Annotated in this window: 9 protein-coding genes and 2 pseudogenes; 9 read left to right on the top strand and 2 right to left on the bottom strand. The window is 66.9% G+C overall.

All coding sequences use genetic code 11. From position 1 onward, the window contains the following. Positions 1-19: 19 nt before the first annotated feature. From WS92_RS20925 to WS92_RS20910, 4 genes are all read left to right on the top strand, one after another. Positions 20-211, top strand: a complete 192-nt coding sequence (locus WS92_RS20925; RefSeq protein WP_006026956.1) for a DUF2065 domain-containing protein — start codon at positions 20-22, stop codon at positions 209-211. A 120-nt stretch (positions 212-331) separates the two neighbouring features. Continuing rightward, positions 332-1,480 carry an ATP phosphoribosyltransferase regulatory subunit gene (locus WS92_RS20920; protein ID WP_015600991.1) on the top strand — a complete coding sequence of 383 codons (1,149 nt, stop codon included), beginning with the start codon at positions 332-334 and terminating at the stop codon, positions 1,478-1,480. A 124-nt stretch (positions 1,481-1,604) separates the two neighbouring features. Then, positions 1,605-2,951: an adenylosuccinate synthase gene (locus WS92_RS20915; RefSeq protein WP_059934672.1), complete on the top strand. Its 1,347-nt coding sequence runs from the start codon at positions 1,605-1,607 to the stop codon at positions 2,949-2,951. Between the two features lie 7 nt (positions 2,952-2,958). Further along, a complete protein-coding gene (locus WS92_RS20910) occupies positions 2,959-3,552 on the top strand; it encodes a phosphoribosyltransferase (RefSeq protein WP_059934673.1) in 594 nt (197 codons plus the stop codon). 137 nt (positions 3,553-3,689) lie between these two features. On the opposite strand, the pseudogene WS92_RS32840 reads toward WS92_RS20910, so the two are convergent. Further along, positions 3,690-3,884, bottom strand: a pseudogene (locus tag WS92_RS32840) (hypothetical protein). Between WS92_RS32840 and WS92_RS20905 the strand changes: the two are divergent. Together WS92_RS20905 and WS92_RS20900 are read left to right on the top strand one after the other, a co-directional pair. Further along, complete coding sequence (locus WS92_RS20905) at positions 3,849-5,741, top strand: potassium transporter Kup (RefSeq protein ID WP_009912138.1); 1,893 nt, start codon at positions 3,849-3,851, stop codon at positions 5,739-5,741. The pseudogene WS92_RS32840 and the gene WS92_RS20905 sit on opposite strands and share 36 nt — an antisense overlap. 111 nt (positions 5,742-5,852) lie before the next feature. Beyond that, positions 5,853-6,731 (top strand): annotated as a pseudogene (locus WS92_RS20900) (KUP/HAK/KT family potassium transporter); the annotation flags it as partial. Positions 6,732-6,912: 181 nt separating this feature from the next. On the opposite strand, the gene WS92_RS20895 reads toward WS92_RS20900, so the two are convergent. After that, on the bottom strand, positions 6,913-9,228 hold the full coding sequence (locus WS92_RS20895; protein WP_059934674.1) for a Tex family protein: 2,316 nt from the start codon (positions 9,226-9,228) through the stop codon (positions 6,913-6,915). 140 nt (positions 9,229-9,368) lie between these two features. Here WS92_RS20895 and WS92_RS20890 point away from each other — a divergent pair, with 140 nt between their 5' ends. The 3 genes from WS92_RS20890 (at position 9,369) to WS92_RS20880 (ending at position 12,780) form a co-directional block, all read left to right on the top strand. Next, positions 9,369-10,124, top strand: coding sequence for a hypothetical protein (locus tag WS92_RS20890; protein WP_059934675.1), 756 nt, complete (start codon positions 9,369-9,371; stop codon positions 10,122-10,124). A gap of 107 nt (positions 10,125-10,231) precedes the next feature. Further along, on the top strand, positions 10,232-10,447 hold the full coding sequence (locus WS92_RS20885) for an HP1242/YdcH family protein (RefSeq protein WP_006026948.1): 216 nt from the start codon (positions 10,232-10,234) through the stop codon (positions 10,445-10,447). Between the two features lie 62 nt (positions 10,448-10,509). After that, the gene (locus WS92_RS20880; protein WP_059934676.1) at positions 10,510-12,780 is read left to right on the top strand and encodes a DNA repair helicase YoaA; all 2,271 of its coding nucleotides are present in this window, start codon (positions 10,510-10,512) and stop codon (positions 12,778-12,780) included. Positions 12,781-12,823 lie beyond the last annotated feature (43 nt).

The raw sequence follows: 12,823 nt of genomic DNA, 5'->3' as shown, positions 1-12,823 counted from the left end.
AAGGGGCGTCGTCGTCTGCATGGATCTCGCTGGCTCGTTACTGCTCGCTCTCGCGCTGATGCTCATCATCGAGGGCGCCTTTCCGTTCGTGTTTCCGAGCGCATGGCGCGACACGTTCCGTAGAATAGCGGAGCGGCCCCCGCACCATATCCGGATCGGCGGGTTCATCGTGATGGCGCTCGGGCTCGCGCTGCTTCTGCTCGTCACCTGATCCGGCCGCTTGCGCCCGTTCGGCGCCGCCCGGCCATCCGCCGAGGCGCCGGGCGCCGACCCGATTCCAATCCGAGGCGCGCGACGCGCGCGCCGTGTTTCCTGTCGTAGGACCGCCACGATGTCGACCTGGTTACTTCCCGAGAATATTGCCGACGTGCTGCCGTCGGAGGCGCGCAAGATCGAGGAGCTGCGTCGCAGGCTGCTCGACCGCTTTCGTTCGTACGGCTACGAGATGGTCATGCCGCCGCTCCTCGAGTATCTGGAGTCGCTGCTGACGAGCGGCGGCAACGAACTGCGCCTGCGCACGTTCAAGCTCGTCGATCAGGTGTCGGGCCGCACGCTCGGCTTGCGCGCCGACATGACGCCGCAGGTCGCGCGGATCGACGCGCACCTGCTGAACCGCCAGGGCGTGACGCGCCTCTGCTATGCGGGCCCCGTGCTGCACACGCGTCCGCGCGGGCTGCACGCGAGCCGCGAGCAGTTGCAGATCGGCGCGGAAATCTACGGGCATGCGGGCCTCGAGGCCGATCAGGAGATCCAGCAACTGATGCTCGATGCGCTGCACCTGACCGGCCTGAAGAAAATCCGGCTCGACCTCTGTCACGCGGGCGTGCTGGCCGCGCTCTTCGCGCGCGATGCGGTCGCGGCCGAGCGCGGCGAGGCGCTCTACGACGCGCTCGCCGGCAAGGACGTGCCGCGCCTCACCGAGCTGACCGACGACCTCGGCGCCGATACGCGCGCCGCGCTGCGTGCGCTGCCGCGCCTGTACGGCGACGCGTCGGTGCTCGACGAGGCGCGCCGCCAGTTGCCGGCGCTGCCGGAGATCGCCCGCGCGCTCGACGATCTCGCGCATCTCGTCGCGCAGGTGAAGGACGCCGAGGTCGCGATCGATCTCGCCGATCTGCGCGGCTACGCGTATCACAGCGGCGCGATGTTCGCCGCGTACGTCGACGGCGTGCCGAACGCGGTCGCGCACGGCGGCCGCTACGACCACGTCGGCCAGGCTTACGGCCGCGCGCGTCCGGCGACGGGCTTTTCGCTCGACCTGCGCGAAATCGCGCGGATCTCGCCGGTCGAGGCGCGCGGCGCCGCGATTCTCGCGCCGTGGAAACAGGACGACGCGCTGCGCGCGGCGGTGGGCGCGCTGCGCGACGCGGGCGAGGTCGTGATCCAGGCGCTGCCGGGGCACGATCACGTGCTCGACGAATTCGCATGCGATCGCGCGCTCGTCGAGCGCGACGGCGCGTGGGTGGTCGAGCCCCGCTGAACGTGTTGCGCCACCGGGCTTCCGATGCGCGTCCAGCGTGCAATGTCGTTGAAGCGAAACGGAAAAATTCGGAGCCGGCGGCGAACCTAGGTAGAATACGTTTTTAACCAGCTAACGAATCAACATGTCTGCCAGCGCAGTGAACGTGACTCCCGGGCGCAACGTCGTCGTCGTGGGGACTCAATGGGGTGATGAAGGCAAAGGCAAGATCGTCGACTGGCTGACGGACCACGCTCAGGGCGTCGTGCGTTTCCAGGGCGGCCACAACGCCGGCCACACCCTCATCATCGGCGGCAAGAAAACCATCTTGCGCCTCATCCCGTCGGGCATCATGCGCGAAGGCGTTGCCTGCTACATCGGCAACGGCGTCGTCCTGTCCCCCGAGGCACTGTTCAAGGAAATCGGCGAGCTGGAAGAGGCCGGTCTTTCCGTTCGCGAGCGCCTGTTCATTTCCGAGGCGGCGACGCTGATCCTCCCGTATCACATCGCGATCGACCAGGCGCGCGAAGCGCGCCGCGGCGCGGGCAAGATCGGCACGACGGGCCGCGGCATCGGCCCCGCGTACGAGGACAAGGTCGGCCGCCGCGCGCTGCGCGTGCAAGACCTGTTCGACGCGAGAACGTTCGCCGATCGCCTGCGCGAGAATCTCGACTTCCACAATTTCGTGCTGACGCAGTATCTCGGCGGCGCGGCCGTCGATTTCCAGGCGACGCTCGATACGATGCTCGGCTACGCGGATCGCCTGAAGCCGATGGTCGCGGACGTGTCGCGCCGCCTGTACGAAGAAAACCACGCGGGCCGCAACCTGCTGTTCGAAGGCGCGCAGGGCACGCTGCTCGACATCGATCACGGCACCTATCCGTTCGTCACGTCGAGCAACTGCGTCGCGGGCGCGGCGGCGGCGGGCGCGGGCGTCGGCCCGCAGAAGCTCAACTACATCCTCGGCATCACGAAGGCGTATTGCACGCGCGTCGGCTCGGGCCCGTTCCCGAGCGAACTGTACGACGCGGACAATCCGAGCCGCCAGGATCAGATCGGGATCACGCTCGCGAACGTCGGCAAGGAATTCGGCTCCGTCACGGGCCGTCCGCGCCGCACCGGCTGGCTCGACGCGGCCGCGCTGCGCCGCTCGATCCAGATCAACGGCGTGTCGGGCCTGTGCATGACGAAGCTCGACGTGCTCGACGGCCTTGACGAAGTGAAGCTGTGCGTCGGCTACAAGATCGACGGCGAAGACGCTGATCTGCTGCCGCGCGGCGCGGCCGAAGTCGCTCGCTGCGAGCCTGTCTACGAGACGTTCGGCGGCTGGAAGGAAAGCACGGTCGGCATCAGCTCGTGGAACGCGCTGCCCGAGAACGCGCGCGCGTACCTCGCGCGCGTGCAGGAAGTGGCCGGCGTGCCGATCGACATGGTGTCCACGGGCCCGGATCGCGACGAGACGATCCTGCTGCGTCATCCGTTCAAGGTGTAAATCGCCGATGACGCAGAACCTCATGACCGCGCTCAAGATGTCCGATCCGCGCAACGACGACAAGAATCTCTGGGTCGGCTGGGACGAATACCACCGGCTGATCGAGATGCTCGCGCTCGCCGTGCACGATTCCGGGTGGAAGTTCGACAAGATCCTGTGCCTCGCGCGCGGCGGGCTGCGCGTCGGCGATCAGCTCTCGCGCATCTACGATCTGCCGCTCGCGATTCTCGCGACGAGCTCGTATCGCGAGGCGGCGGGCACGCAGCAGGGCGATCTCGATATCGCGCAGTACATCACGATGACGCGCGGCGAACTGACGGGCAACGTGCTGCTCGTCGACGATCTCGTCGATTCGGGCGTGACGCTCGCGCGCGTCCAGCAGCATCTGAAGGAGCGCTATCCGGCCGTGACGGCCGTGCGCTCGGCCGTGCTCTGGTACAAGGGCTGCTCGAAGGTGAAGCCCGATTATCACGTCCAGTATCTGCCGACGAATCCGTGGATTCATCAGCCATTCGAAGAATGGGATACCGTGCGTCCGCACAATCTCGCGGCGTGGATCAAGCGCGGCAACGCGCAGCGCGACGACACGTCCGCCGCATAAGCGCGCGGGATGTCGCACCGGAAACGGCGCCTCGATGGCGCCGTTTTTTTTTAGGGGGTGCGTTCGATCTTTTACGTCTTCTTTACGGTATCCGAAGAATCGCGCGAGAGGGTAGGCGCGGCGCCCGCGCCCGGCTATCATGACGCCCCATCGCGGCAGGAGGCATCGTGCCCCCATGCTACACTTGGCGCGCCGCAGCAAGTGGTGTGCCGACAACGTCAGTGGGCGGCATTTTTGCGTGCCCAGTTAGAGTAGCGCTCGTTTTTCCGACCCCAGCACGGATTTATCCCGCTTTTATGACCGACACGAATCACTCGTCCATGCGCCAGCATTCGCTGCAATCGCTCGCGATTGCAGCAATCGGCGTGGTTTTCGGCGACATCGGCACGAGCCCGCTGTACTCGCTCAAGGAAGCGTTCAGTCCGGCACACGGCATTCCTCTCACGCCGAGCTCGATCCTCGGTGTGATCTCGCTCCTGTTCTGGGCGATCATTCTCGTCGTCGGCATCAAGTACGTGCTGTTCGTGATGCGTGCCGACAACAACGGCGAGGGCGGCGTGCTCGCGCTGATGGCGCTGTCGCTGCGGCCGCTGAATCCGAAGTCGCGTATCACCGGCCTGATGATGGCGCTCGGCATCTTCGGCGCGTGCATGTTCTACGGCGACGCGGTGATCACGCCCGCGATCTCGGTGATGTCGGCGGTCGAGGGCCTCGAGGTTGCGACGCCGCAACTGTCGCACCTCGTGCTGCCGATCACGATCGTGATCCTGATCGCGCTGTTCTGGATTCAGCGGCACGGCACGGCGATGGTCGGCAAGCTGTTCGGCCCGATCATGGTGCTCTGGTTCGTGACGATCGCCGCGCTCGGCGTCTATCACATCGCGCGCGCGCCGATGATCGTCCGGGCGATCAATCCATACTACGCGTTCTCGTTCATGTCCGAGCACGTGCTGCTCGCGTACGTGGTGCTCGGCTCCGTCGTGCTCGTGTTGACGGGCGCGGAAGCGCTCTACGCGGACATGGGGCACTTCGGCGCGAAGCCGATCCGGCTCGCCGCATACGTGCTCGTGATGCCGTCGCTCGTGCTCAACTACTTCGGCCAGGGCGCGCTGCTGCTGCTCGATCCGAAGGCGATCGAGAATCCGTTCTTCCTGCTCGCGCCGCAATGGGCGGCGCTGCCGCTCGTCGTGCTGTCGACGGTTGCGACCGTCATCGCGTCGCAGGCGGTGATCTCGGGCGCGTATTCGCTGACGAGCCAGGCCATCCAGCTCGGCTACGTGCCGCGGATGAAGATCCTGCATACGTCCGAGCTCGCGATCGGGCAGATCTACGTGCCCGTCGTCAACTGGCTGCTGCTGTTCGTGATCCTCTGCATCGTGATCGGCTTCAAGAGTTCCGACAACCTCGCGGCCGCGTACGGCATCGCGGTGACGGCGACGATGGTGATCACGACGATCCTCGCCGCGGTCGTGATGGTGAAGGTCTGGAACTGGAACAAGCTGCTCGTCGCGGTGATCATCGGCGTGTTCCTCGTCGTCGACCTCGGCTTCTTCGGCGCGAACCTGCTGAAGGTCGAGCAGGGCGGCTGGCTGCCGCTCGGCATCGGCGCGCTGCTGTTCTTCCTGTTGATGACCTGGTACAAGGGCCGTCATATCGTCAAGGAGCGCACCGCCGCCGACGGCATTCCACTCGCGCCGTTCCTTCAGGGGCTGCTCGCGCATCCGCCGCACCGCGTGTCGGGCACGGCGATCTATCTGACGGGCAACGACACGCTGGTGCCTGTGAGCCTTCTGCACAACCTGAAGCACAACAAGGTGCTGCACGAGCGGACCATCTTCATGACATTCGTCACGCGCGACATCCCGTATGTGAAGGACGACGAACGGGTGACGATTCACGATGCGGGTGAAGGACTCTACATCGTCAAGGCGGAATACGGCTTCAACGAAACGCCGGACGTGAAGGCGGTGCTCGAGGAGGTCGCGCGTCAGCGCGGAATGACGTTCGAGCTGATGGACACGTCGTTCTTCCTCGCGCGCGAAACCGTCGTGCCGACCCATCTGCCGGGCATGTCGATCTGGCGCGAGCGCGTGTTCGCGTGGATGCATCAGAACGCCGCGAAGCCGACCGATTTCTTCGCGATCCCGGCGAACCGCGTCGTCGAGCTCGGCACGAAGATCGAGATCTGAGCGGCGAGTGCCGCGCGCCGTTCGTTGTCGACGTGCGGCGCGTTCCACCGCTTTCGCGCGACAGGAATCGATGCCAGCGCTATCGGGCGGAGATGCCGAATCGCCCCCCGTCTCGCGATCGGGCAGATCTACGTGCCCGTCGTCAACTGGCTGCTGCTGTTCGTGATCCTCTGCATCGTGATCGGCTTCAAGAGTTCCGACAACCTCGCGGCCGCGTACGGCATCGCGGTGACGGCGACGATGGTGATCACGACGATCCTCGCCGCGGTCGTGATGGTGAAGGTCTGGAACTGGAACAAGCTGCTCGTCGCGGTGATCATCGGCGTGTTCCTCGTCGTCGACCTCGGCTTCTTCGGCGCGAACCTGCTGAAGGTCGAGCAGGGCGGCTGGCTGCCGCTCGGCATCGGCGCGCTGCTGTTCTTCCTGTTGATGACCTGGTACAAGGGCCGTCATATCGTCAAGGAGCGCACCGCCGCCGACGGCATTCCACTCGCGCCGTTCCTTCAGGGGCTGCTCGCGCATCCGCCGCACCGCGTGTCGGGCACGGCGATCTATCTGACGGGCAACGACACGCTGGTGCCTGTGAGCCTTCTGCACAACCTGAAGCACAACAAGGTGCTGCACGAGCGGACCATCTTCATGACATTCGTCACGCGCGACATCCCGTATGTGAAGGACGACGAACGGGTGACGATTCACGATGCGGGTGAAGGACTCTACATCGTCAAGGCGGAATACGGCTTCAACGAAACGCCGGACGTGAAGGCGGTGCTCGAGGAGGTCGCGCGTCAGCGCGGAATGACGTTCGAGCTGATGGACACGTCGTTCTTCCTCGCGCGCGAAACCGTCGTGCCGACCCATCTGCCGGGCATGTCGATCTGGCGCGAGCGCGTGTTCGCGTGGATGCATCAGAACGCCGCGAAGCCGACCGATTTCTTCGCGATCCCGGCGAACCGCGTCGTCGAGCTCGGCACGAAGATCGAGATCTGAGCGGCGAGTGCCGCGCGCCGTTCGTTGTCGACGTGCGGCGCGTTCCACCGCTTTCGCGCGACAGGAATCGATGCCAGCGCTATCGGGCGGAGATGCCGAATCGCCCCCCGTCGATCCAGACGCCGCGTGTCACAAAAAAGCCCGCTTTGAAGCGGGCTTTTTCGTGACTGGCGCGTCGCGCTCAACGCGGCTGCTTGAGCTTCGCGAACGCGGCGGCCATCGCGCCCGCCGGCTCCGGCTCGCGCGAGCGCTGCGGCCGCGCGCCGCCGCGCTCCGCGCCACCGCGATTGCCGGCCGTGCTCGGCGCCGCGTCGTCGTCGAGCCGCATCGTCAGCGAAATCCGCTGGCGCTTCACGTCGACGTCGAGCACCTTCACCTTGACGACCTGGCCCGCCTTCACGACTTCGTGAGGATCCTTGATGAATTTCGTCGACATCGCGGACACATGGACGAGCCCGTCCTGATGCACGCCGATGTCGACGAACGCGCCGAACGCCGCAACGTTCGTCACCACGCCTTCCAGCACCATCCCCGGCGCGAGATCCGACACTTTCTCGACACCTTCGCGGAACGTCGCGGTCTTGAATTCGGGCCGCGGATCGCGGCCGGGCTTCTCGAGCTCGGACAGGATGTCGCGCACGGTCGGCAATCCGAAGCGTTCGTCGACGAATTCGGCGGGCGACAGGCCCGCGAGCGCGTCGCGGTTGCCGAGCACGTCGTCAATGCGCTTGCTGATCTTCGCGAGCATCCGCTCGACGACGGGGTACGCCTCCGGGTGCACCGACGAGCGGTCGAGCGGATTCTCGCCGCCATTGATGCGCAGGAAGCCCGCCGCCTGCTCGAACGTCTTGTCGCCGAGGCGCGGCACGCGGCGCAGATGCTCGCGCGACGGGAACGGGCCGTTTGCGTCGCGGTAGTCGACGATGTTGCGCGCGAGCGTCGGGTTCAGGCCCGACACGCGTGCGAGGAGGGCGGCCGATGCGGTGTTCGCGTCGACGCCGACCGCGTTCACGCAGTCCTCGACGACCGCGTCGAGCGACCGCGCGAGCTCGCGCTGGTTCACGTCGTGCTGATACTGGCCGACGCCGATCGCCTTCGGCTCGATCTTCACGAGTTCGGCGAGCGGGTCCTGCAGCCGGCGCGCGATCGATACGGCGCCGCGCAGCGACACGTCGAGCTCGGGGAATTCCTTCGCGGCGAGCTCCGACGCCGAGTAGACGGACGCGCCCGCCTCCGACACGACGATCTTCTGCAGCTTGAGCTCGGGATGCCGTGCGATCAGCTCGCTCGCGAGCTTGTCGGTTTCGCGCGACGCGGTGCCGTTGCCGATGCTGACGAGCTCCGCCTGCGTGTGCGCGGCGAGGCGCGCGAGCTTTGCGATCGAGCCGTCCCAGTCGCGGCGCGGCTCGTGCGGATAGATCGTGTCGGTCGCGAGCACCTTGCCCGTGCGATCGACGACGGCAACCTTCACGCCCGTGCGCAGGCCGGGGTCGAGACCGATCACGGCCTTCGGGCCCGCGGGCGCGGCGAGCAGCAGGTCCTTCAGGTTGCGCGCGAACACGCGGATCGCTTCGTGCTCGGCCGTCTCGCGCAGGTGCGTGAGCAGCTCGGTCTCGATGTGCGGCTGCACCTTCACGCGCCAGCACCACCGGCATACGTCGGACAGCCACTTGTCGGCGGGCCGGTTCTGGTTCGCGATCCCGAAATGGCGCGCGATCGTCGCCTCGCCCGGATGCGGCACCTGCGCGTCGAGCTCCTCGCCGAGGCCGAGCTTCACGGTCAGCACGCCGGCGTTGCGGCCGCGGAACAGCGCGAGCGCGCGGTGCGACGGCACGGTCTTGAGCGTTTCCGAGTAGTCGTAGTAGTCGCGGAATTTCTCGCCTTCCTCGCCTTCCTTGCCGTCGACGACGGCCGACGACACGACGCCGCGCTCGAACAGGTAGTCGCGCAGCTTGCCGAGCAGCTCAGCCGTCTCGCCGAATTGCTCGGACAGGATATCGCGTGCGCCGTCGAGCGCCGCCTTCACGTCGGCGACGCCTTTGTCCGCGTTCACGTAGGCGGCGGCCTCCGTTTGCGGATCGAGGAGCGGATTCACGAGGAGCGCCTGCGCGAGCGGCTCGAGCCCGGCTTCCCGGGCGATCTGCGCGCGCGTGCGGCGCTTCGGCTTGTACGGCAGGTACAGATCCTCGAGCGTCTGCTTGCTGTCGGCCGCGTCGATCGCCGTGCGCAGTTCGTCCGTCAGCTTGCCCTGCTCGTCGATGCTCGCGATGATCGTCGCGCGGCGTTCCTCGAGCTCGCGCAGATACAGCAGGCGCTCTTCGAGCTGGCGCAACTGCGTGTCGTCCAGGTTGCCCGTGACTTCCTTCCGGTAGCGGGCGATGAACGGAACGGTGGAGCCTTCGTCGAGGAGTTGCACTGCCGCGGCGACTTGCCGGGGCTGGACCGACAGTTCGTCGGCGATGCGCTGTACGATCTTGAGTGCTACGGTTTCCGTCATGTCGTGATGTGCGTCTACTGCCTGCAGAAATCGCCCGGTCCGGCCGGCTGCGCCCTCGAGTCGGCCCGGGCGGGTGAATGGAGCGGGGCATTTTGCCATAAATGCGAAAGGGTCTAGCCGCGGGTGTTAGAATTCGCCCCATGATCCGCAGCTTTCCTACGACGTTGCCAACCTCCCGATTTTCCGTTCTCGCGTTCGCCGCTGCGCTTGCGGCGACGCTCTCCTGCGCGCCCGTCGCCGGCATCGCGCAGACGTCCGCATCCGCCGTCGCGGCGCCTGCCGCCGCCGCATCCGATGCGGGCACGTTCGGCGCGCAGGCGAATTTCGACGCACGTCAAAAAGTGCTCAATCAACGCGCGTCGGAAAACGATTATCGTTATGCGGTGGCCCAGCACGATTGCTACAGCACGTTTTTCGTCAATCACTGCCTGAACAAGGCGCGCGAGACGATGCGGGCCGAGCGCGCGAGCGTCAGCCAGGAGCAGCTCGCGCTCGACGACGAGCAACGGGCGGTGCGCGCGCAGGAGCGGGACCGGCAACTCGCGCTGAAGGAAGCCGAGCGGCAGGCGCAGGCGCCGCAGCGCGCGGCGAACGAACAGGCGAACGCGGCCGCGTACGAAGGCAAGCAGCAGGAAAACGCGCTCAAGCGCGCGCAGCGCGACGCGCAGGCGCCGCAACGCGCGGCGAACCAGCAGGCGTATGACGCGAAGCAGGCCGAGTTCCAGCGCAAGCTCGACGCGGCGCACGCGCAGGCGGCGAAGGATGCGCAGCAGCGCGCGGAGAACGCCGGGCGCTACGAACAGAAGCAGCGTGACGCGGCGCAGCACAAGGCGGACGTCGACGAACGCCGGCGGCAGGCCGCCGAGAAGGCGAAGCAGAAGCAACAGCAGCAGTAACGGTTAGCAGCAGGGGTACACGCGGCAGCGTTGGGTGGTGGTTTCGCAAGGCAATCTCGGGCATGCAGGCGGCTCGGTCGGCATGCCGATTCAATGAGGAGGCAAGTATGCAAACCCGTTCGGCGGAAACGCAACAGGAACTGTACAACCGACTGGTGTCTTTGCAGGAGCTGCACCAGCAGCTTGCCCGCGAGATCGAGCAGAAAGAGGGACGCTCCGACATCGACGACCTGGCGCTGCACCGGCTGAAGAAGGAAAAGCTGCTGGCCAAAGACAAGATCATCATGCTGCAATCGCAGCTCGAACCGGATAAGCGCGCTTGACGCGCGGCCTGGCAAGCGCCGGCGCCGCGGCAGGCGCCGGATGATATTAGGAACCGCTTGCCTTGAATTCACCGCTTGATGCCACTCCCGACGCGCGGCGCGACGATTCGTCCGCCGCGCGCTCCCGCACGTCCGGCGGCAGCGCCGTTGCCGCCGCGGGCGCGTACACGCCGAGCGTGAAGCGCATCGTCGAGCTCGACGCCATCTTCGGCGACGGCGGCCTGTTCGCGCGCGCGCTCGACAACTACCGCCCGCGCGCGTCGCAGATCGACATGGCGCGCGCCGTTGCCGCCGCGATGGAAGCATCGGGCAAGCTGATGCCGGAGCCCGAGATCTTCGAGGCGCGCAAGCGCCCCGCGCGGCGCCTGCAAGACGGCGCATCCGCCGGCCGTGACGATGCGCACGCCACGTCGTCCGGCGACGAAGGCGCCGACAACGGCGACAACGGCGACAACACGTTGATCGTCGAAGCCGGCACCGGCACCGGCAAGACATATGCGTACCTCGTGCCGGCGATGCTCTGGGGCGGCAAGGTGATCGTGTCGACGGGCACGAAGCACCTGCAGGATCAACTGTTCCAGCGCGACATCCCGACGGTGCGCAACGCGCTCGCGGTGCCCGTGACGGTCGCGATGCTCAAGGGGCGCGCGAATTACCTGTGTCATTACTATCTGCAACGCACGGCCGACAACGGCCGCTTGCCGTCGCGGCAGGACACCGCGTACCTGCAGGACATCATCCGCTTCGCGAAGATCACGAAGAGCGGCGACAAGGCCGAGCTCGCGAGCGTGCCGGAGACGTCGCCCGTGTGGTCGATGGTCACGTCGACGCGCGACAACTGCCTCGGCCAGGAATGCCCGCATTACAAGGACTGCTTCGTGATGCAGGCGCGCCGCGAGGCGCAGCAGGCGGACATCGTCGTCGTCAATCATCACCTGTTCTTCGCCGACATCATGCTGCGCGACACCGGGATGGCCGAATTGCTGCCGAGCGCGAACACGATCGTCTTCGACGAGGCGCATCAGTTGCCCGAGACCGCGACGCTCTTTTTCGGCGAGACGCTGTCGACGACGCAACTGCTCGAGCTCGCGCGCGATGCGGTGGTCGAGGGGCTCGCGCATGCGCGCGATGCGGTCGAATGGGTGAAGCTCGGCGGCGCGCTGGAGCGTGCGGCGCGCGACGTGCGGCTCGCGTTCGCCGACGACGGGATCGTCCGGATGTCGCTCGCGCAACTGGGCGACGGCCATCCGCTTTTCGGCGCGCTCGATGCGGTCGATTCGGCGCTCGACGCGCTGTCGACGGCGCTCGCGGGGCAGGCGGAGCGGGCCGAATCGATCGCCGCCTGCCAGCGCCGCGCGCGCGAGCTGCAGGAGTTGCTCGCGGGCTGGGTTGCGCCCGGTGCGAAAGACGATGCGGCCGATGCGAAGGCCGCTGCGGAAGCGGGCGAGCGCGACGATCCGAACGAGAAAGTGCGCTGGGTCGAGGTGTTCGCGCACACGGTCCAGTTGCACGAAACGCCGTTGTCCGTCGCGCCGATCTTCGCGAAGCAGCGCGCGGGCGTGCCGCGCGCGTGGATCTTCACGTCGGCGACGCTGTCGGTGCGCGGCGATTTCACGCACTACGCGGCGCAGATGGGGCTCAATTCGCGCCGCTCGATGACGCTGCCGAGCCCGTTCGACTATCAGACGCAAGGGCTCCTGTACGTGCCGCGGAACCTGCCGCAGCCGTCGTCGCCCGCGTTCACCGACGCGGTGTTCGACGTCGCGCTGCCGGCGATCGAGGCGTCGGGCGGCGGCGTGTTCGTGCTGTGCACGACGCTGCGCGCGGTCGACCGGATCGCCATGAAGTTGCGCGAGACGATCGAGGCGCGCGGCTGGAACACGCCGCTCCTCGTGCAGGGCGATGCGAGCCGCACTGAGCTGCTCGACCGGTTCCGCGCATACGGCAATGCGATTCTCGTCGGCAGCCAGAGCTTCTGGGAAGGCGTCGACGTGCGCGGCGACGCGCTGTCGCTCGTCGTGATCGACAAGCTGCCGTTCGCGCCGCCCGACGATCCGGTGCTCGCCGCGCGGCTCGATGCGCTGACGAAGAAGGGGTTGAGCCCGTTCGCCGTCCATCAGTTGCCGCAGGCCGTCATCACGCTGAAGCAGGGCGCGGGGCGGCTGATTCGCGCGGAGACGGACCGCGGCGTGCTGATGATCTGCGACACGCGCCTCGTCGACAAGCCATATGGCCGTCGTATCTGGCAGAGCCTGCCGCCCTTCAAGCGAACGCGCGAGATCGACGTCGTGCGCGAGTTCTTCGCCGAGCGGCGCGAAGCCGAGCAGGCTTGAGCGCGCGGTAATCGTTGAGCCTGCGCGGCAGGGGCAGGCGCGC

This window comes from Burkholderia sp. MSMB1588, assembly GCF_001546925.1.
Lineage (GTDB): Bacteria > Pseudomonadota > Gammaproteobacteria > Burkholderiales > Burkholderiaceae > Burkholderia > Burkholderia humptydooensis.
The sequence above is the reverse complement of the archived record's forward strand: the minus strand, read 5'-3'. Positions and strand labels throughout refer to the sequence as shown.